The organism is Odoribacter sp. N15.MGS-14, assembly GCF_000980245.1.
Lineage (GTDB): Bacteria > Bacteroidota > Bacteroidia > Bacteroidales > Marinifilaceae > Odoribacter > Odoribacter splanchnicus.
Genome location: NZ_LARE01000055.1, coordinates 1 through 21,010 on the forward strand (window position 1 = coordinate 1; position 21,010 = coordinate 21,010).

A 21,010-nucleotide genomic window follows, 5' to 3' on the forward strand; every position below is an offset into this window, starting at 1 on the left:
ACCGATGGCGTTGGCACCATAGAGAGCAGAACCACCACCGCGCATAACTTCGACACGTTCGATCATTCCGGTTGGAATTTGTTCGATACCGTATACACCGTTTAATGAACTGAATAAAGCTTTTCCGTCTAAAAGCAGCTGGGTATAGGGACCGTCCAGACCGTTTATGCGGACTTGCTGGAAGCCACAGTTCTGGCAATTAGTTTCTACCCGAAGACCGGGCTGAAAACTGAGTCCTTGGGCCAGGCATACCGAATTGGTATTTTCGAATAATTTCGGAGTCATTACATGGACCACTATCGGTGCTTCCAGCCGGTTTGTTTCGTTTTTATTGGCCGATATCACTACGGTTTCCAACTGGATCATGTCTTCTTCCACTTCAAAATTAAGTTCGTGGGTTTCTCCTTGCCTGAGGGTAATTTGTTTTTCTGCCGATCGGTAGCCTACTCCGTTTACCCGGATAGTATAGGTACCGATCGGTAGGTTTTTTAGAAAATAGTGGCCGGTTTCGTCTGTCGCTGTTCCAAGTGTTGTACCTTTCAGGCTGACAGTGAAGAAAGGAATGTGTTCTCCGGTATTTTTATCGATGACATGGCCTGTGAGGTTGGTATCGGTTTTCGTTTTTTTATCTGTAAAATGATCCGCTATAGAGTGATGGACCGACCCAAGTAAGAGCAGAAATAAGAAAAATAAACGCATGGTAATAGAAATTTATAAAGTTTAACGATAGAAAGTTTGGCTTACCGATAGGTATACAAAGTATATCCGGGAAAACTTCGTTTCTGTGGATTCGTTGTAGGCAGAGACAAAGTTTCCGTTTTCGGTAAGCAATTGGATACCCTTCGGCAAAGTGCCGTTGAAATCATAACGTTTTTACAGGAGGGCCTCTGAGGTGAAAATGAGGAATGGAGATCGGTTCCGGAGTGCCGGTGGTTTCTGTATAATAAGTGATATGCCGGGTACATGGCAGGTCCGGGATTTCCGGAGAAGTTTGGACCAGACTGTGCCACATCTGCGCATGAGCGATCAGGATTAATGCATTAGCCGAATGATCGTGTTGGGAGGATCGGGAATCCTTATTTGTCGGAAGCGGGCAAGAAAAATGCGAATGGACAATAGTAACTCCGTGGGTAATATGGCTATGAGTAAAAAATGTAATGTCGGCAAAATAACCCAAAAACAGGGCTAAGAAAAAAATTCGTATACCGGTGTGTTTTTTTACTTTTTGCATGTTTCCTTCACTAAAGTGAGGACAAATATAATAAATAATTTTTAATTATTCTAAATAAAAAAACTGAGAAGCCGATTAAAACCGGATAGAGGCATAAAACCCGGGGTGTTGTCCACTGAGAATTACCGGTGAAAAAGTAATGTTGTGTTTTCGGGCAAACGGACGGGTGAAGATATAGCTGCTGGCTGTTCCGATGGCTGCTCCTCCGATGACATCCCACCAATCGTGTTTTTTGGCATACGTCCGTCCCCAACCGACGTAGGCGGAGAGTAAATAAGCCGGTAAGCCGAATTTCCATCCGTAGCGTCTTTGTATAAAGGAAGCTCCCTGAAAAGAGACGGAGGTATGGGAAGAAGGAAAAGCATGATGATCGCTATGGTCCGGCCGTTCTTTCCTGATCACATATTTCAGGGCATAGGTCATGGCCATATTCGTTGCTCCCGAAAAGATAATTTGTTTGGTACCCTGATAATCTCCGATAGCCAGTGAACCGGCAAATCCTGCTACCGGTGTGATGAACATGAGAATATCGGTCGTCGTTTCGATGGTTTTACGATTCTGAGCCGAGGGCGAAAAAGAGTTTAAGAAAAAAAGAGTACTTAACAGGCAAGGCAGAATATATTTTGTTTGCATGAGGAATAAAACTTAGAAATGGATTATTTTAGGAATAAAGATAATACCTCCGATGATAAATGCACAGGTGGACAGGATCAGTACTGCTGCTGCTGCGAGGTCTTTTGCTTTACCGATAAGGACCTGATGCGACGGGGAAATGAAATCGGCTAGTTTTTCAATCGCCGTGTTTATGGCTTCGGCAGCAAGCACACTACCGATAGCAAAAAGGATTACTACCCATTCCAAAGAAGTCAGGGATAAAATGATGCCTGCCATGACAGCACAAACAATTGCAATCAAATGTATCCACGCATTGTGTTCGTAACGAAATAAAAGAAACACACCACGAAAAGCATATTTGAAACTATGCAAACGGGCTTTGAAAGAAAATTTTTTTTCGGATGCCATAATTAGTCTTTGAACGGCTACAAACGTAGTTTTTTTTGCAAACATGGCCAAAATCCGGTAAACTTTATATCCGGTGAGGTAGATTTTTTCTCCTGAATCGTTTTGATATCTCAAAAAATTGTTACTTTTGCACCCGTAAACGCCAATTTAGCTCAGCTGGTAGAGCAACGCATTCGTAATGCGTAGGTCGCGGGTTCGAGTCCCGCAATTGGCTCCACTGAAAATCAGTAACTTACAACTAAACGGGGTCAATAATCAATCGATTTTGACCCCGTTTTTAGTGCAAAAAATCAAACTTTTTTGCCGTTATTTCCGTAAATGTTACACGATTGTTACACGAAAATTTGAAACAAAAACTTGGATCAATTCGGGATTTTTGTTGTTTTAAAATTTTTATTGCTGGTATGGTCATAAAGTGTACACGCTATGAAAGCAAAATATACACTCCGGCAGAGTCAGGCGTTGGTGAATCCATTTAAATTAGCTCATCGATGACCGGTATCAGGAACCGGAAACTTTCCCGGTTTTCGGTTTATGGGGTAAAACTCCACATATCGGCGGGGATAGGGGTGTTTAAATTCAATCCTCCGGTAGTGATATATCCCTTACCGTTTAAGGAAAAGCCGACAGCATACATCCGCTTTGTCATAGGAGCAGGGAGATCGCTGACTTTCCTCCAATGATCTTTTTGAATATCGTATTCCCAACAGGTATGAAGATACGGGCCCATCCCTGTCGTGATATATCCTTTGGTTTGTCCGTCCGTTTTGTCCGAAGTGAAAGCTATGGCATAAGCCCGCGGAATCTGGTCGTATTCTTCGTCGTCCTGATGGGATTTCAGATTTACCAGGGGGCGGGGAGCATACCATTCCTGGGTTATGCCGTCGAAAATATTTACATCGACTAAATAGGACGTTTTATTCGCCCCGCTTATCCCCAGGCAGATTACCGCTTTATCGTCTATGACAAAAACCGAAGCTCCGTATCGGGCTTCACCGGGAAAGTAAAGTTCTGTCCAGGTCGAACCGTCGAAACAATATAAATCTTTCAAAGCATGGTTTTTAGGTGAAATGCCTGTACCTACGTAAGCTTTATTGTTTAACGAAAAAGCAATGGCATCTTTGCGGGCATTACTTTCGCCCTGGGCATCGGGAGGTAAATAAGTCACCGGAGTGTCGCTCCATTTACCGGTCGATGGGTCATAGGCATAGAAATCATGATGAAATTCATCTGCTTGATTTTTGGTGGATGGAGTATAACCTGTACCTACATAGGCGATATTGCCGAGCACAAAAGCAACCGCTCCGTAACGTTCTGTCCCTGGAAAGTCGGCGATACGGGTCCAGGTCGTATCTTTGTACATCCAAAAATCTTTTAATGCCTCGGTAGCTGTAGATAAAGTACGCCCCAGGCCGACATAAGCGACGTCTCCGATAGTAAAACTGACCCCTCCTGTACGTGGAATTCCCTTGAATGGATGCGATTCGGTCCACTGGCCTTGTGGTAATTCCGGTTCTGTATGGTGATCGTCATGACAAGCGATAAAGGCTACTAGATAAACAAGGAACGAAAAGTATTTCATGACTTTGTTTTTTTTACAAGTATAGTTAATGAATAGATAATTTACAAACAAAATCTAAAATAAATGATCAGTCCTCCACTTGATCGGTTTGCGTATGTATATGGTTGAGGATTAAAGGAATTGCCGAAGTGATGCTGATGTCGTAGACATTGGCACAACGACTGCTTTCATCCGACCGTAAATCTTCATAAGGCCGGATGTCATAGTGGGCAGTACGTTTTTCCTTGTATACGTTTTTCAATTCGATATTTTTTTCAATTTCTTTTTCTTCTTCGGGAGTCACAATCCGGTAACCCATTAACAATTCCTCGACATTCCAGCGGTTGTGTTCTACTTCTGCCAGGATAGCGATTTCATGTGGAGTGAGTTCTCGCATTCTATCTTTCATAGGTAAGGCGATTCCGATCGAACGGAGCTTAGTGGCTATAGAGCTGGCATTGTAAATATTCGACCATTGTTTCACTACCCGTAGCTTATTCCATTTTTCTGTCAATTCTTTTTCGGAAGGGAGATCCGGGGGATTGACCCCATGTTGATAAAAATAGTCGTAGACATAATTGATACATTTCGGCAGATATAAATTCTCCATCGTCAGGTCGTAACAGCGGTTGACCATTCCAAATGGCCGTAAAGCCTGATATTTTATAGAAGAATTGACGATTTGTAGAATCGTGTCCGAGGTTTCCTGGCGGATCAATACCGGAACCTGGTGGGCATAGACGGCATCCGGGAGATAAAGACCGAGGGCAAGACTGGTATGCGGAAAATTAAAACAGATGGCAATGGTCAATAGTTTATCTTTTTCACCGCTCCATTGCCCTAATAAGGTTTGGACAGGTTCGGATTCGGCCCTTCCCTGGATAAAATCCCATTCCAAATCGATAAAATCGGCTGTCGAAGTTCTGGGACAGGGATGAAATGTCTTGTCTTGTTCACAATCCATAAACCGGGCTTCCGATAAGTCGAACAAATGACGGTAACGTCCCATGAAGAAATCCATTTCCCGTCTGGCTTCCCGGTCGATAAAGGTGATCCGCGTTTTTTTCCGATGAGTTTTGAAGTTCGGGAAATGAGCGATATGGGCCGCTTCGATTGCCAGGGCTATACCCATACGGGTCATACCGATAATGACCAGATGAACGTAATTTTCCGAGTTTTCGCTAATTCCTCCCCGGTCCAGAGGGAAATAATGAATCGTGCCGTTACTTTCCGCACTGCATTTTACCAAAACCCGTCTAGCCCAGATCTCATAGAAATTGAAAGGAGTAAATTCGATGTATTGTTTGATTTGCTGACTGATATCCGAAACCTGAAATACCGAAAAAGTACCCTGATATTCGAATAAAACATGACAACAGAGTGGTTTTTTACGTTTGGTTTGTTCACAGATTTCTGCCACACGTTTGACACAGTCGATATTTAAAGAATCCCGGTCGTATTCATTCGCTTCTCCTAAGATAAACAATTTTTCCGCTTTATGAACCCTGGCTTTTTTTAATTCTTCTTTCGAGTCCCGCCGTCCGTGCAGGATGACCAGTCTCCTTTCTTCTTTCCGGTTCAGTTCGGCATGGAATTTCAGTCGCACCTGTTCGGTATCTTCGACGGTCAATACGACGATATCGCATTTTTTATATTCGGCATTTCGTCGGAGTTGCTGGATCAGATAAGGTACCATATCGTCGATACCCAATATAATGATGTGATTGGAAAAAGCATAATGGCTGTCGCCTTTGCGGAAACGTTCCACCCGGCGTTCCAGCATATTCGAAAATACCGAAATTAAAATACCCGTAAGTAACAACATGCCTGCCAGTACGACCAATAAGGCATAAGGACGGTTGACCTCTTTTTGATTGGCGAATCCTCCCGGATCGATAAAAAGTTCTACCAAATCCCAAAAATTCAGTTTTTGGGATTCTTGTTCTGCCGGAGAAGTGAAGACACTTTCCGGCTGGGGGGAGATACCGATCTGGGGACGCAGGATATACATCCCCGCGAAGAAAAATACGATCACACTGGTAAGCCAGAGTAATTGTTTCCACCAGGCTCCCGAAAAAGTCTGATCAAACCCCAATTTTAACCATTTCCATAAACGCATAAAACCGTAAATTGGATGTAAATATGCAAATATAGTGAAAGATGAGAGCAATGACAAATGAAAACTTTGTTTTCAAATATGGCATGGCCGAGCCGTATCCTATATTATACAAATATAGGGAAAGTTGTAACCCTTACAAACGACAGGCCGAAGAAAATCGCAATCGGATGAAATAAGGGGGAGAGTAACTCGTTTATATTACTACTAATAAATTTAAGACATATGAAGGGAAGAGGCTTGTTTTTGATCGGTACACTTTTGTTATTATCGGAAGTACTCTTCGGACAGGATAGAATTTCGGTGACGGGATAAGTGACAGAAAAAAGACCGGGAATCCGTTATCGGAGCTGCGGTGGTTGTTAAGGAAGAAACTATCGGTGCCATTATCGGAAGTCATGGTTCTGGCCAAAGGTGCTATGGGAGAAGAACCTGCGTATCCACATCTCGAATTACTAGAAAAAGGCACTGATAGGTTTGACGAGATTTTCAGGCTTGATTCCGTCAGGGATTACCAGATTGGCTTGAGTGGAGGAGCTGAAAATGTAAGTTATAATTTGAGTGTTGTTTTCTTCCAGTAAAAAGAAGTGATCAAACAGAATGGATATTGTCGGCTCACGTTGCGGGCGCATAATGAATATCACCCCTGAGAAAAAATAACGATCGGACATAATATGTCAGCTGCTTTTAATTAAAAAAGTAATGGCAACCCGGCGGTAGTCGGACAGGCTTACCGTTTGAGCCTTACTATTAAATCTTACGATAAAGAAGGAGATTTCTCGGATTCTCAGAATTCTTCTACCGGGAATCCGTTGGCTGCGATCGCTTACCTGAATAAGAATATCCGGGATGACTGGGTGACGGGAAATGCACATCTCACTTGGGAGGTAATCGAAGATTTGAGTTTCCGTATCAGTTTCGGTATCGATTTACTGAATCGGCGGGAATGGATTTTTAGGTATGAATTTTATGTCTATTCTACTTATCAGAAATTGGCATTAAAGGCCAGGAGACCCGGAACATTGAGTTTCTGATTACCCCCGAAACAATTTCTATGTATAATTTAAAAATGGAATACGGACCGGAACCCGGTGATTTTAAAGTCTGGATAGCCGCGAATGCCGAAGATGAAAGCAATGAAGGCTTGTTTTTCTATCGATGACCGATGGAGGTGTCCGACTTTTGACTTTTTACGATTAACAGTATGCTGATTGGCGGAATTGAAATTTTGCCGGTCAGCGTTTTTTCTTTCTTATTTTTTGTTCTTAAATATATTTTCTATTTTCGGCTGTCGAAAGCTTGGGATCATGTTGCCAGAAACGAAAGAATTGATTCAAGGAATAAACCAAAAAGATGAAAAGGCTTGGAAAGTACTTTTCAAGTCGTTTTATGCTCCCCTTTGTCATTATAGTTCCCGGATTTTGGCAGATGATCAAGTTGTTCCCGATATTGTTCAGAATACCCTGGTGAATTTGTGGAATAGTTCGGTTCGCTTTGAGAATGGGAAAGCTTTGACGGTTTATTTATACCGTGCAGTGTGGAATAATGCTTTAAAATATTTGCGTGACCGTAATGTGGAAGAAGAAAGGCTAAAACACTGGTTTGAAGAAGAAGGGGAAATGTCGGAAGAAAATTTTTATAGTGTGGTGCGGGAAGAGTTATTCCGGAAATTGAGGGAATTGATCGACCGCTTGCCCGAAGAAAGAAAAAAAATTATGCTGATGAGCCTTGAAGGTAAGAGTGGAGAAGAGATTGCCTGTGACCTGAATATAACGATACATACGGTCAAACAACAAAAATACAGGGCTTATAAATTTCTTCGGGAGCAATTGGGACAATATACTTCTTTGTTGTTTATTTTCTTTTTCCGATAAAAAATACAGGAAAATTCAAAGGAACGAAGAGTAGAGATTTTATTGCCGGAGGGTTCTGCTTCGGGGGTGATAAATCCTATCGGTTTATGTGTTCTATCGGCTGATTAGCGCCGGGAAGAGTAGAATTTTTTAGTACTTGTCCGTCTCCGGTATTCGTGTGTGGGGACCCGGTCACTTCTGCCGGTCAGTGGTCAACGTATTTTTCAACCGTTATGAGATACAAATTCAAAAGTTTTTACAACCGAAATAATGAAAAGACTAAAATCAACTTCTGATAAAATTACAATTACAACATATATTTTTTATATGAAATAATATATTAAAATATAGTAATTTATAACAGATTTACGAACCTATTATGAAATTAATTGTATTTATATTTTTGCATATTTCAAAAAGTATTTATATTTGCAATGTAATTATAATATTAATGAAAAGAAAGTTATAGTTTTATCTATAGAAAACGAACCTTATTTTTTTGATACATAAAGCCATCTTATTTATAAGATCGGTTTTTTTTATTTTTAGTTCAATTATTTGATATTCAGTAAGTCAACTCTTCATCATAAAGACCTCCTTTTTTTCGAATTTCAACCAATAAAAATGTTCCTTTTTATTGGTCCTATTGTATAAATATCAGATAAAATATGTAATGTTTGCCCCTGAATTACCTTTTCTATTCTTCTGTATTTAAACAGAGAAATACATACACATACATACACACACATACAGCCAGGGGCAACATTACATTTTATGTTTTACCGATATTAAAGAAAATAAAGTGGAGTGAATATACATACCGGCTTGGCCGGTAACGAATGGTATAACGATAAAATGAAAATATGAAAAGATTAATCCTCGGAATTTTTCTTGTCGTGTGGTGGTGTGGAAACCTTGTCTGCGCGCAGGATATTGCGGTTAAAACCAATCTTCTTTATTGGGCCACTTCAACACCCAACATCGGGTTTGAATTCGGGCTGGGCAAGCGTACAACCCTTGATCTGGTAGGGGGGTATAATCCGTGGACCCTTAATAAAGACGATAATAAGAAGATCAGGCATTGGATGGTGATGCCGGAATTCCGGTACTGGTTGTGCGAACGTTTCAACGGACATTTTTTCGGTATTCATTCCGGGTTTGCAGAATACAATATCAGTGGTGTGCGGATTCCCTTCCAAAATAAGTCTACCCAAGAGCATCGTTATGAGGGGTGGGCCACCGGGATCGGTATTTCTTATGGTTATACCTGGATTTTAGGTAAACGCTGGAATCTGGAAGCGAATATCGGTGCCGGATACATTTACACGAAGTACGACAAGTACGAGTGCAAGACCTGCGGTCGTTTCAAGGGTAACCAGAAGAAGCATTATTTCGGCCCGACGAAAGCGGGAATATCTCTTATCTACATTATTAAGTAATACCGGAAAAAGATGAAACATTTATATATCATACTCTTAGCGTTACTGGCATGTTGTCCGGAGGTGATACATGCTGAAAACGAGGTCAGTTACCTTGCCGAAATCGGGGTACAGAACCGGGGAGTTGTTAAGAAAGGCAGAGAAGTACAACTGACCATGCTGGTTGATTTGAGTGAACTTAAAATGAAGACACAGCATACGATAGCCTTGACTCCCATATTGCTATCCAAGGATGGAAACCGTGAAGCGGCTTTCCCACCGATCGTCATAGACGGTAAAGCCCGCAACAAAATGTATCTTCGGGCTCAGCGTCTGGAAAGTGTAGACATTCCCCCTTATCACGACGAGAATGCACAGGTTGTCATCCGTCGCCGTAACGGTAAAGATCAGGGGTACGAGTATCTGGCGACAGTCCCTTACGAACACTGGATGCTCGATGGGCGGATCGAACTGCGTGAGCAGGTGTATGGGTGTGTAAACTGTTCAGAAGGTAAAGCGGAACAGGTCCTGCCCGGGAATATTCTTCCCGCTTTCATCCCTGATTACAGAATTTGTACGATTGTGCCCGAACCGGAACCGGTGAAAGTCCGGGCTGAAACCCGTACGGCGCGTCTCCAGTTTCGTCAGGATAGTTACAGGATCCTTCCCGGATATAAGGATAATCGTTCTGAATTGGATACCGTGTCCCATTCGATTCAGTTAGTCGAGGATAACGAGGATGTTTCCATCACGGGTATTTTTATTACCGGTTACGCTTCTCCGGAGGGTACTGTGGCTCACAACCTCAAACTGTCGGAGAATCGTGCCAAAGCGTTGGCCGACTATATTTGCCGCCATGACAAGTTCGACCCTGCCATGATACACGTCGATTGGAAAGGTGAGGATTGGGAAGGTTTCCGTCTCGTGCTGGACAAGTTCCCAGGGCTTCTGAAACATAGAGAGGTCGTGCGCATTATCGATGAATGTACAGGAGACCGTGATGTCTGTGAAAAACAGTTGCAGCAACTGGTACCTGCCGACATCTATCATCGCCTGCTCAACGAGATATATCCTCTTTTACGGCGTAATGAATATAAAATAGAATACAATGTTCGCAACTTCAATCTCGACGAGGCCCGGCGCATGGTGGACGAACGTCCCGATCTGCTGAGCTTGACGGAGATGTATAAAGTGGCCGATTCTTATGAGAAGGGATCACCCGGATACGGGAAAGTTATGCAGGTGGCTGCCCGCTATTTCCCCGGTGCACCGGCCGTCTTGAACGACCTGGCATTGGAGGCTATGGCAAAGAAGGAGTATGACAAGGCTGTGCAATTGTTAGAATATTCGAAGGTTACCTTCAGCGATTCCACGCTTCTCAACACCCTGGGAGTTGCCTATGCCGGGGCCGGAGAGCCTTATAAAGCGGAAGACGCTTTCCGTCGTGCCGCCGAAGCAGGGGTGGAAGAGGCCCGGCATAACCTGATACAAGTACAAGGTGTGATAGAACAATTATAATTTTCAATAAAACCATTAATTTTTGTATTTATGAAAGTGAAAAATTTAGTATTGATGGCCTTAGTGGCTACAATGGGACTTGTTTCTTGCAGTAAGGACGAGCATGAAGGTGGTGTGAAAACGGATACTATGCCCAAAAGTGTGACAATCAAACTGCCTAATATCCAAAAGAATGTGAAGTCACGTGCTACGGGTGATGCAATGAAAGGTGGTTCCCAGGTTGCGTTGGAAAATTTCAAGGTGTTCTTTGTGGATGCTGCCGGCAACCTGCAAACCGTTCCTCAGTATGAGAATCAGGATCAACAGGTCTATTTCAGTAAAACAGATTCCAAGTGGGCTGAAATAGGTGAGAACGGAAAAGATATTACCTATCATTTCCTGCCCGCTGCCACCTCGAAAGTCGTTGTCGTGGGGAATATCGGTGACGTGGAGTACTCTACAATTGCAGCCCGTGTTGATCATATACCGAATGACAATGGAAGCGATCACCCGACCTATCCTCTTTATGGTGAAGATGAGCTTGAAGAAAAAAAACTTGACGGGAGCGAAATTCATGACAATGTTTACACGGCGAACGTAACCCTGGAGCCACGTGTATCGCGTTTCGAAATCTATGGATTCCAGTATACCCAAGGAGGAGATGTTCCCAAGTATACCTCTGTCAAGTTACAGAAAATAGCATTGAACAATTACTATACACAGTCTGATTTCGTGTCTAAACTTCCTGTGGAGGATACTAAAGTATTTGAAACTATCGATCATACGGAAGTATGGGGTTGGATCGAAGATCGTTCCGCACCGTGGGCCGATGAATTGAATTTAGAATTGGCTGTCGGCGGGAAAAAATTCGTAGATGGTACGGATATTACCGATCCTGCTGAAGATGGAGAAGATGCCGCCGGAATCATCACTTACGGTTTAGCACACGTGACGGATGCTGCTAAGAATCCTGAGTTGTTGCTCGCCCTGCGCGGTGTGAACAGTAATTCAGAGGTGCCTCTCTATTTACGCGGACAGTTTACCAATGCTTCTGCCTTTATATCAGGAAAGATCTACCGGGTGCTCTACTCGTTCACGGATGGTGATTTCGACGAACCTGAGCGTTGCGTGGAGTTAAATGTGGATGTGGCAGACTGGACTGTCGTTCCTGTTTTTCCTGAATTCTAATAATTATTAAAGGGTGCGGAATGGCGGGTGTATCCCGTCCTCCCCCCTCTTTTTTCTCCTTGATGAAATAAAAATAAGATTTATGAAATTGACGAGTATTGTTTTCTGTTTGGCGTTGTTAGGAGGTTCGTTAACTTCTTGTATCGATGAAGACATAGATGACTGTTTTAGTGTCAATAGATTGATACTCAGCTATAAGGGAGATGGTACGACGGAGATATTCCCCGACAAGATCTGCCGGGTGGAAATGTATGTTTTCGATGCAGAGAATAAATGCGTCAATTCGCATACTTTATCCGACGATGAGTTAGCAAGCCGTACGGCTTTGCTTCCCCCGCTCAAAGCCGGGGATTACAGGATCGTCTGCGTGGGAAACACCCATCATACGAGAGTGGAGGGCCTCACCACTTGTGACTTTAACAAAATAGTATTTGCTGACGGGGATTATTTTGCCGGTAAACAGGTTTCCGGCAACGACTCTCTTTATCAAGCTTCAACGTCCTATACCGTGCTGCCTTTTACCGGCAGGGAAGAGGATGATCAGACCAAAACGATAGAATTTGCCAGCTCCCACTACGATTTGTTCGTAGAAGTGGTTGGGATTCCCGCTGTGGGAAAACGTGCAGGTTCATTGCCTGTACTTGAGATATGTGGTGTCTCGCCTTGTACCGATTTCGAGAACCGGGCATGCGGAGAGGCTACGGATTATTTGCTTGAAACTACATACGAGTCCGGCAAAAAATTACTGACGGCTCGTGCCAACATAATGCGGCACATGAATCATAGGGACGTGAACGTCTGTCTGCGTCAGGCTTCCGGGGAAGAGCTGCTGGCGGAGGTCAACCTGGCTGATTTTTTGGCTGCTAATCCTATGATCGATTGTTCTAAACAAGAGGTGCTGATTCCGATCCGGATCGAATTCAAGGCGGGCGCGATAACGGTCACTGTTCCCGAATGGTATGTTGAGCAAGTGAAACCTGAATTTTAAGACCCTTAAAATATGTGAAATATGAGAAAGATACTTTATGCGGTGTTCTTATTCGGCTGTTGTGCTTCTCTGCTCTCCGGCTGTATCAAAGAAAAATATACAGTCCCCTCTGAAAAGGGGGATGCGTTGGTACAACTGAACATAGGCACCCGGGCCGTAGAGGAGACCGACGGTATTCCCACAAACAACGAGACTGTTCTGCACTCGTTGCGCGTATACGCTTTTGTCGATGGACAACCGGCCGGACACTTCTACACGAAAGACGGACTGGACGTGAACAATCCCTCGTTCCTGATGCACCTGACCATGTATTCCACCATGACACAGAAGGTGGACTTCTATGTCGTGGCCAACGAAGCGGCCATGGAAACACCGGGTTCTTCTGTCTTATTGACGGAAAACACAACGGAAATCCAGTTGAACCATTTTACATTCACAAAGCTGAATACGTCGAAAGGTTTGCCGATGTTTTGCAAACAGACGGAAACAATCGACTTGACGCAGTTGTCGGATAAGACCCCGGCCGATCCCGGACATGCAGGGCACACGTTGCTCCGGCATAACCTTACCTTTGAACTGAAACGCCCGATAGGTAAGCTCGGCGTATTCGCAGCCAAGCCTGTCGGAGAGAATAGCAGTCTGCGTGTTACCGGATTGACCGTACTGGCATCCGGAACAAGGACACGCAATTACCTGATGCCGCAAACTGATGAAACACTGAAAGCGATAACAGGTATTACAGGTGATATCAGCCTCGAAGTTGTCGAAGAAGAGGTAACGAAAACTTTAGCTGAGAATGCCTCGCAAACCGATAAGGAAAACCCGGCGAACTATACACCTGTTCTGAACGAATCTTTCTATCTTTTCGAGAACCCTTGGGGCAGCACCCAATGGGATGTCAAGGGGGATGACGACGGTAATGTTCTCCGGGTAGACTATGAATTCGATGGAAACGCCCGAAGCGGTTTCGTATACATGCCTCCTATCGAAAGGAATAAATATTACACGGTCTGTTGCCTGATGCACAACGATGGTAAGATAACCGTCGAATATAAGGTGGCCGACTGGAATAAGGAGAATTACAATATCACTTTCGCTTATCCGAGTTACGACAATCCGATAACACCTGCTGACGGAAGCTCGGTACCGGAAGATGGACAATACAGCCAACCGACTATTTGGTACAATAACGATGCTGCTTCTGAGGAGGGCAGTTACTCTTTCACATTCTCGATATTCGGGCCTGACAAACAGATATGGGTTCCCACATTGCTTGATGCCACAGCTGGAGATTTTGAGATAACGGTTTATCAAAAAGGAGTGCTTGTTGATCCGGGAAATTATGTGGCTTCCTCTGACCCCTACCAAATCAAGATCAAGGCATTGAAGTCCACAAATGTGGACAAGACGGTAAGTCTCGCTATCTCTTACACTCCGGCGTGGGATCAGACAGGTAGTTCATTGTTATTAATTAACGGGCAGAGCGCTTCCGTGAAATGGCAGGGGAGTAACATTCCTGAGGCAATTGTGATAAAACAGATCGAAGTACCCATAAATAACTAACGAGCAATGAAACAGCTAGTATATCATATTATTGTTTGTGGCATGGCGGTACTGTTTCTTACCGCCTGTGAAAAAGACGACGATATTTCGGGCAGAAGCATGGAAAAGAACGGTAATAGCATCATTCTTAATCTATCGTCGGAGACGTTGCCTGTGAGCCGTGCCGGCAATGAACCCGGAGTGGAAATGGCCGTCAACCATATCGACGTTGTGATTTTCGAAGAGAACGGAGATTGGAAATGGCACGAGCGGGTGGAGGGCAGTGAAACCGGTAGCGGTAAGATCACCTTAACGGCTAAGAGGAGCAGTTTCAATAAAGACACAAAGTATTGGGTATACCTGATTGCCAACAGCACAGCTCAGACGGAAATATTCGATGCCAAAGACTTCGATCTGAATAAACTCAAGGCCATGACGCAGAGCGACCGGAATATCCACATGACAGGATTACCGCAGGTGAGCGGTGCCCCGCGGACTTTTCTGATGGACGGAGTGGCTTATGCTGGAACCGATGAACCCAATGCCCCCGAAACGGTAACTCTAAACTACGGAACGGCTACGGACAATACGGAACTGCAGGTTACCTTGCGCCGTGCGGCAGCCAAGATTGTCGTCAGGATACAGAAGGGGGGCAGAGTAACGTTCGATGACAGTAAGGAAGCCCATAATGCAGGATATTATTTGCGCAACATGCCTTATACTACATCGGTAGTAGCGGATGTAAACGGTACGGCTGATCTGACAGATACCGATAAGTCCTCCGGCAGCTATTTCAACTGGACTGCGGATTTAATTACCGTGACCGCCTATACCTATGCTCATACGTGGGTAAACGAAAGTGCTCTTGAAAAGGAAGTACGCCTGGTTGTGAATATTCCCATGAAGTATGAGGGGGATGGAGAGGATGCACAGCTTCGTGAAAGCAACTGGTACCAGATCCCTGTCAGCGAAAAGAAAGCACTGGAACGTAATACCTGCTACGAGGTGGTAGTCAGTGTGAATGCTCCCGGGGCCAACGACCCGTCAAAACCGGTTGAATTGACTGATATGACTTATTCTGTGCAGGACTGGAACGAACAGATGATTCTGATTGGCGGTGAGGATGATCGTCCGGTCTACCTGACGCTGAATGAAAACGAGATGGAGATGCATAATATGGCGGATGACAATACTACACTGCGATTTGCATCGTCATCGGAAGTACATGCTGAAGTTGTAAGCGCTTATTATTACGACAAGTTCGGAGTGCAACGTTCTGTAGATGCTCAGACTTTCAGGCAAATCACCATAACCCCCGAGCCTGATGTAACAGGAAATATCGGCATTCATAGCCCGGTACCGACCAACAACACGATCCGCTATATCAAAGTGAAAGTCTTTAATGATGATCAGGTAGAACGTGAGGTCGAAATTATCCAGTACCCGTTGGAGTACATCATAAACATACAGAGTTGGTATTCTTATCGTGACGATTTTAAAACAAATAAGGCCCGGCCTACCACGTATGAGTATGCGGGAGACCGTATATACGGAATCAGCCTTGCCACGAGAAATATATCCAACTGGAACGGACAATATGATTACGAAGCATCAGAAAGTGGTTGGTGGGGTGAAAGTAATACATCCAGCGGTTTTTTCCGATCTAAGTTTGTTTCCAGTGTAACGAACGGAAAATCAACTATTCTGCACTATTATTGGAATACTAAGAATCAGAGAAAGACAAGCAGCACAGGAGAATACAATGGACGTTTGTACCATATTCGATTAACAGCAACATCGAATAAATATACAGTGGGACGTCCTCGATTGATAGAAGACGAAAGTAATCCTGGACTGATGGTTACAGATCCCGGAAAAGATAATGCTCAACTGGTCTCCCCATCTTTTATGATTGCGTCTTCATTAGGTGGCTTTATGTTGGGGGCTGGAAATTTGACATTGGATGACAGCGACGAAAGTTTGAGGGTCGCACGGGAGCATTGCGCTAATTATGTGGAGGTTGCAGAGGATGGGACGGTGTATGACGATTGGCGTTTGCCGACCGAGGCCGAATTGAAGATTATCATGGATTTTCAAGGAACAGAAAATGCAGATGCAGATGCTATAGATTATCTGTTAAATGCTGCATATTATTATAGTGCAAGCGGTAGGGTATCCAACTCTAAAAACAATATGGATGGAACCGGTGTTCGTTGTGTCCGCGACGTTTACAATGGCAAATAGACCGGTAATTAGTACGAAGAACAGATAAAGGATAAGACTATGATAAAAAGAGTAATACATACGGCAATAACCTTGGCCGCGCTACTGGTCTCTTGCCGGCAAGATGATCTGCCGGACTCGATGCCCACGGCACATGAAGGTTACGTGGCCCTCCGGTTCAGTGCCGATATTCCGGCTATGCAGGAGGTGATAACCCGTTCGGTCGATCCCGACGGAGGTGGTGTACAGGACATGACACTGTTCTGTTTCGACAGTTACGGTCTTTTCACCACGACCGTCGAGGCCAAAGTTACCCCTACCGGGAATGGGGCCGGCTTAACAGGAAATTTCGAGGCCGAAGTGCCTGAAAATACCCGAACCGTACATTTTCTCGCCAATCAGAATATGTCGGAATTCAAGGAGGATAAATTTCGTAACAAATCGGAGGCCGAGGTTATGGCTCTGCTGGAGGGCTCGTCGGGGCGTATGATCTATTGGGCACGTTTTACCTGCGATCCGGATAACGATAGTAAGATCGATGCTCAGATGGCCGACAAGGGAAATACGATAAAGATGATCCGTAACCATGCGCAGGTTTCCATTGACAATCCGATCAACGGGTGGATAGAGGTGACGGGTTTTGTAGCCTATAACACGAATGCCTTTGGTACGGTAGCTCCCTATCATCCGGAAAAGGGATTCGATTTCGAGTGGCCGGGCAAAGACGATCCGTTTGTCACACTTCCGCAGAATGATGCCAGGATGAGCGACATCACGGACGTGACCACGGCCACGAAACAGTATATCTTCGAAAGTGAAAACAGCGCAGATGATCCTGTCAGTATCATCATTCGCGGACATGTTCCGGGTGAATCCACGGAAAAATATTATCGGGTGATGCTGATTGACGAAAAAGGCGATCAGATTCTCATACGCCGTAACCATCATTACAAGTTGAATATCAAGGGAGCCCTTTCTTTTGGACAGGAAAACTTCGCCGCTGCATTGACAGCAGCGGCCACGAACAACGTCTGGATCTCCATTTCCGATGAGGTGAACGAGGTAGAGGATCAGAATTACATTCTCACGGTTGAAAAGACCAACTATATAATAGATGGAGACGCTACGGGCGGAACCGGAAACTACACACTTTCTTATACTGTTAAAGGTAAAAACGGAACGACGATAACAGAAGACGATAAGGCAGATGTCTCGTGGATAGATAACCTTGTGGCTAGACAAAATATAGACAAAAGTTTTGAGATTGAAGACGGGATTGGTAAGGGCAGTATCGTCATCTCTCTGCTCCCTTTGGGAAATAACGAGAAGCTGGAAGGTACATTGCTTGTAAAGAAAGGACGTCTGCAACGCAAAATTAAAGTGATCACAGTGAAGAGACAGGCATTCACTCCTTCATGGGTAGGCACGCAGGTGTACGGAAAAATAAACGAGAATAATCCAACCGAAGACCGTTCGCACGTAACGGTGATGTTTACCATTCCCGAAACATGCCCTGACGAGCTGTTCCCGATGAAAGTGTACCTATCGGCCAACGAACTGGATATACGTTACGAGGCAGGTATGGCATTGCCCGTGGTCCGTAATGGCGACAAGGAGTGGTACAGTAGTGGAGACATCAAAACGGAACCGGACTACAAATTTCTATATACGGTCGAACAGGCCGGTGTGCAACGGGTTTATTTCGAGAATATCCTGTCACAGGTTGCCGGATATAAAGGGACGCTCTATATTGAGGCCGAACACTTCGAAACCATGACTCGGGAATTTACGTTCTCTGACACCCGTAAGTCCATCACGGTAACGGGACTGAAAGCGTATAGCGCCGATCCTGCCCAAAATCCGGATGGATATGCAGATGACGAGTATGTGTTATACCGCCTGGTACCGCAGAAGATCAATGCTAAGGTGCAGTTTGATCTGCAACTCATGCAGAAACAAGGCGATGAAGTGGGAGATGACCAAAGAGGAACACCATTCAATGCCGGAGAGAAAGATGAGTTTTTGCTATATTCACAGTATTTGTCGGATTATAAAGATCCGTCGGAAGCCGATATGGTGTCGTTTGACTGTAATTTCTATCCTGACGAGGCAGATACGTGGTGGAGAAAGAACAATCCGGCAGGTGGTCGTATGTTGATGTTCAAACCGATAAAGCCCGGCAGTCCGACGGAAACCGGTAAATATTCGATTTATATGTACACGAACCGGGCAAAAAGCGCGGAAGTGGTCAGGATTGCCTCGAACCAACCCGGTAATGAGGCGGTACTGGCGGAAGATGCCGGTGATATGGGTATATATGCCGGTAATTCATACCGAAGCGTTACGTTTGAGCTGGCCAATTACAATCCGTTCCGTTTCGGGGCACGTGTAAAATATGCCGGTGAGGATTGGAAAGGGAAAGATGACGAACCGGATAGGTCCGCTTCAGCGGCAGATATTCCTGAAGTGGTAACCTCTTTGGTATGGACTTATCAACCCGAACAGGAGGTGGATATTGCCATTGACGTGACCAGTTTTTGCGGATCGGACGGCAACTCGGTAGATCCGTTCGGCAATGAGTTCGAAATTTATATCGATGCGCCTATGCTGAAGATTGATGAGAACCGCTTGGCGGCAAACAAATTGAATGGAACGAAACTAAAAGCCGATCCTGCAGTTCCGGGACGTTTCATTTATACAGTGGAGGCTGACAGGGAGGCCGAACGTAACTATGGTACAAACGCAATCGAAAACATAGACAATACAACGACTATTTCAGTAAACCAGAACGGAGAGCGTAAAACCTTGCCGTTTATCACAAATAGCATTGTAAGTGCGGGCGACATCACGATTTCCTCCAACGAGAAACAAGTGGTATATTATAGTAAGACTTTCCGGGTAACCAACCGATCGATTACGGGAACGCTCCGTTATACAGCTGCTGACGGTGTAAAGGATGTGCCTGTCGGTGCGTTCGTCTCTTTCGAGCGTGTCGGCAACAACAGTCGTATCGGTTCGGTTACCGTTACGGCTGACGGCCGATATGAACTGCGCCTGCGCAGGGAGTACGAGTTCAACTGGTATTCCGACAAAGTCGAGTTGCATTACGAGGATACTGCCGGAAACGTTTATCACAAAATCTACGATAATTTGGCTGAGCTGTTCGCAAAGCCGGATATTGAACTTCAAGCGGCTACCGGTAACTGATATTTTGAATGATACAATCGGAAACTCCGAACGTGGAAGCGTCCGGAGTTTTTCATAAATCATAATACCAAACGACATGAAAATTCTGAATCTAACCCTTTGGGCATGTATTTTCTGTATCGGGCTTACGCCCTTCGCTCAGGCGCAACGAACGACGGAGGAGTTTCGGTTACCCGAGGTACCTGTTCTTCTGACGGATCCCGCAGAACGGGCTGCTTATCTGGCCGTGCATTACTGGGATTATTTCAATTTTGCTGACACCACCTTAATTTCCCGGCCTGAAATCACAGAACAGGCATTTGTCGATTTTATCAGTATTCTTCCCTACACGGCAAAAGCACAGGTTGCCGTCGACACGCTTTTCCGGCGTGCTATGGTGGAAAAAGAGATGTTGTACCATTTCATATCCTTGGGGGATAAATATCTTTACGAACCCAACTCGCCTATGTACAACGAGGAGCTGCATATCCTGGTACTGCGTTCACTGCTCGGGAATCCCGGTTTGGATGATTGGGATAAAGAACGTCCCCGTTACCTCTTGGAAATGGCCCTGAAGAATCGTCCGGGTGATGTGGCTGCCGATTTTACCTACCGGACCCGCGACGGTGCCATGAACCGGCTTTCGGGTATAAAAGCCGATTATGTTGTGCTTTACTTCAATGATCCCGATTGTGCGGACTGCCAACGTGTGAAGAAGGCGCTTCTCTCCTTACCGGTTATGAATGAATTTATGAAGGCCGGACGGTTATGTCTGCTATCCGTGTGTGTGGAGGGTAAAACGCCGGCCTGGGAAAAAGCGATCTTTCCCGCCCGTTGGATCGATGGTTATGACGAGGGAAAACGGCTTACCCGTGAACAGGTATATGATCTCAAGGCAATGCCCACCCTCTACCTGCTCGATAGCGGGAAACGGGTAATACTCAAGGATGCTTCGGCAGAAAAAATCGAGGCATGGCTCTCTGAACAATAGCCGAAAGAGAGCGGCGTGGGGGTACAAGCTATTTTTTCAAAAAAAAATCATTTTTCTGTTATACTTTTTTCCTTTTTCGGATTTAATATATAAAAATAACAAAAATCTGAAAAAGCATGAAGCGTCGTGGATATGATATCGGTAGGGTTGTCGATCTGATATTCGAATATTGGTTGGGGCGGATGAAAGATTC

General features: G+C 44.7%; 16 protein-coding genes and 1 tRNA gene. 11 read left to right on the plus strand and 6 right to left on the minus strand.

What is annotated here, in order from left to right:
- The 4 genes from WS34_RS11145 to WS34_RS11160 form a co-directional block, all read right to left on the minus strand.
- Positions 1–699: TonB-dependent receptor (locus tag WS34_RS11145; RefSeq protein ID WP_046404894.1), on the minus strand; the 699-nt coding region annotated here is incomplete at its 3' end.
- Between the two features lie 163 nt (positions 700–862).
- Positions 863–1,231 carry a DUF8478 family putative metalloprotein gene (locus WS34_RS11150; protein WP_046404861.1) on the minus strand — a complete coding sequence of 123 codons (369 nt, stop codon included), beginning with the start codon at positions 1,229–1,231 and terminating at the stop codon, positions 863–865.
- Between the two features lie 75 nt (positions 1,232–1,306).
- A complete protein-coding gene (locus WS34_RS11155; protein ID WP_286693729.1) occupies positions 1,307–1,864 on the minus strand; it encodes a phosphatase PAP2 family protein in 558 nt (185 codons plus the stop codon).
- Between the two features lie 12 nt (positions 1,865–1,876).
- A complete protein-coding gene (locus tag WS34_RS11160; protein WP_046404899.1) occupies positions 1,877–2,254 on the minus strand; it encodes a diacylglycerol kinase family protein in 378 nt (125 codons plus the stop codon).
- A gap of 141 nt (positions 2,255–2,395) precedes the next feature.
- Here WS34_RS11160 and WS34_RS11165 point away from each other — a divergent pair.
- Positions 2,396–2,471: transfer RNA gene (locus WS34_RS11165), tRNA-Thr, on the plus strand.
- Positions 2,472–2,786: 315 nt separating this feature from the next.
- Here WS34_RS11165 and WS34_RS11170 read toward each other — a convergent pair.
- Both WS34_RS11170 and WS34_RS11175 read right to left on the minus strand, forming a co-directional pair.
- Positions 2,787–3,836, minus strand: a complete 1,050-nt coding sequence (locus tag WS34_RS11170) for a Kelch repeat-containing protein (protein ID WP_046404863.1) — start codon at positions 3,834–3,836, stop codon at positions 2,787–2,789.
- Between the two features lie 67 nt (positions 3,837–3,903).
- On the minus strand, positions 3,904–5,934 hold the full coding sequence (locus tag WS34_RS11175; protein WP_046404865.1) for a TrkA-related ion transporter: 2,031 nt from the start codon (positions 5,932–5,934) through the stop codon (positions 3,904–3,906).
- Positions 5,935–6,668: 734 nt separating this feature from the next.
- Between WS34_RS11175 and WS34_RS11185 the strand changes: the two genes are divergently transcribed.
- The 10 genes from WS34_RS11185 to WS34_RS11230 all read left to right on the plus strand — a co-directional run bounded on the left by WS34_RS11185 (position 6,669) and on the right by WS34_RS11230 (position 20,817).
- The gene (locus WS34_RS11185) at positions 6,669–6,965 is read left to right on the plus strand and encodes a hypothetical protein (protein WP_046404870.1); all 297 of its coding nucleotides are present in this window, start codon (positions 6,669–6,671) and stop codon (positions 6,963–6,965) included.
- Positions 6,966–7,238: 273 nt separating this feature from the next.
- Positions 7,239–7,805 carry an RNA polymerase sigma factor gene (locus WS34_RS11190; RefSeq protein WP_046404873.1) on the plus strand — a complete coding sequence of 189 codons (567 nt, stop codon included), beginning with the start codon at positions 7,239–7,241 and terminating at the stop codon, positions 7,803–7,805.
- A gap of 842 nt (positions 7,806–8,647) precedes the next feature.
- The gene (locus WS34_RS11195) at positions 8,648–9,223 is read left to right on the plus strand and encodes a DUF3575 domain-containing protein (protein WP_046404876.1); all 576 of its coding nucleotides are present in this window, start codon (positions 8,648–8,650) and stop codon (positions 9,221–9,223) included.
- Between the two features lie 12 nt (positions 9,224–9,235).
- A complete protein-coding gene (locus tag WS34_RS11200; protein ID WP_046404878.1) occupies positions 9,236–10,720 on the plus strand; it encodes a DUF3868 domain-containing protein in 1,485 nt (494 codons plus the stop codon).
- 30 nt (positions 10,721–10,750) lie between these two features.
- On the plus strand, positions 10,751–11,887 hold the full coding sequence (locus WS34_RS11205; protein WP_046404880.1) for a hypothetical protein: 1,137 nt from the start codon (positions 10,751–10,753) through the stop codon (positions 11,885–11,887).
- Positions 11,888–11,969: 82 nt separating this feature from the next.
- Positions 11,970–12,875: a FimB/Mfa2 family fimbrial subunit gene (locus WS34_RS11210; protein WP_046404883.1), complete on the plus strand. Its 906-nt coding sequence runs from the start codon at positions 11,970–11,972 to the stop codon at positions 12,873–12,875.
- 21 nt (positions 12,876–12,896) lie between these two features.
- Positions 12,897–14,438: a hypothetical protein gene (locus WS34_RS11215; protein WP_046404885.1), complete on the plus strand. Its 1,542-nt coding sequence runs from the start codon at positions 12,897–12,899 to the stop codon at positions 14,436–14,438.
- Positions 14,439–14,444: 6 nt separating this feature from the next.
- Complete coding sequence (gene fimD, locus WS34_RS11220; protein ID WP_046404887.1) at positions 14,445–16,661, plus strand: fimbrial tip adhesin FimD; 2,217 nt, start codon at positions 14,445–14,447, stop codon at positions 16,659–16,661.
- 39 nt (positions 16,662–16,700) lie between these two features.
- Positions 16,701–19,847, plus strand: coding sequence for a FimE-like fimbrial tip protein (locus WS34_RS11225; RefSeq protein WP_046404889.1), 3,147 nt, complete (start codon positions 16,701–16,703; stop codon positions 19,845–19,847).
- A gap of 76 nt (positions 19,848–19,923) precedes the next feature.
- A complete protein-coding gene (locus tag WS34_RS11230) occupies positions 19,924–20,817 on the plus strand; it encodes a DUF5106 domain-containing protein (RefSeq protein ID WP_046404892.1) in 894 nt (297 codons plus the stop codon).
- Positions 20,818–21,010 lie beyond the last annotated feature (193 nt).

Bases quoted from the DNA above. Each gene is read 5' to 3' on its own strand.
- WS34_RS11150 (WP_046404861.1), bottom strand. From the start codon at position 1,231: ATGCAAAAAGTAAAAAAACACACCGGTATACGAATTTTTTTCTTAGCC.
- WS34_RS11155 (WP_286693729.1), bottom strand. From the start codon at position 1,864: ATGCAAACAAAATATATTCTGCCTTGCCTGTTAAGTACTCTTTTTTTC.
- WS34_RS11160 (WP_046404899.1), bottom strand. From the start codon at position 2,254: ATGGCATCCGAAAAAAAATTTTCTTTCAAAGCCCGTTTGCATAGTTTC.
- WS34_RS11170 (WP_046404863.1), bottom strand. From the start codon at position 3,836: ATGAAATACTTTTCGTTCCTTGTTTATCTAGTAGCCTTTATCGCTTGT.
- WS34_RS11175 (WP_046404865.1), bottom strand. From the start codon at position 5,934: ATGCGTTTATGGAAATGGTTAAAATTGGGGTTTGATCAGACTTTTTCG.
- WS34_RS11190 (WP_046404873.1), top strand. From the start codon at position 7,239: ATGTTGCCAGAAACGAAAGAATTGATTCAAGGAATAAACCAAAAAGAT.
- WS34_RS11195 (WP_046404876.1), top strand. From the start codon at position 8,648: ATGAAAAGATTAATCCTCGGAATTTTTCTTGTCGTGTGGTGGTGTGGA.
- WS34_RS11200 (WP_046404878.1), top strand. From the start codon at position 9,236: ATGAAACATTTATATATCATACTCTTAGCGTTACTGGCATGTTGTCCG.
- WS34_RS11205 (WP_046404880.1), top strand. From the start codon at position 10,751: ATGAAAGTGAAAAATTTAGTATTGATGGCCTTAGTGGCTACAATGGGA.
- WS34_RS11210 (WP_046404883.1), top strand. From the start codon at position 11,970: ATGAAATTGACGAGTATTGTTTTCTGTTTGGCGTTGTTAGGAGGTTCG.
- WS34_RS11215 (WP_046404885.1), top strand. From the start codon at position 12,897: ATGAGAAAGATACTTTATGCGGTGTTCTTATTCGGCTGTTGTGCTTCT.
- fimD (WP_046404887.1), top strand. From the start codon at position 14,445: ATGAAACAGCTAGTATATCATATTATTGTTTGTGGCATGGCGGTACTG.
- WS34_RS11225 (WP_046404889.1), top strand. From the start codon at position 16,701: ATGATAAAAAGAGTAATACATACGGCAATAACCTTGGCCGCGCTACTG.
- WS34_RS11230 (WP_046404892.1), top strand. From the start codon at position 19,924: ATGAAAATTCTGAATCTAACCCTTTGGGCATGTATTTTCTGTATCGGG.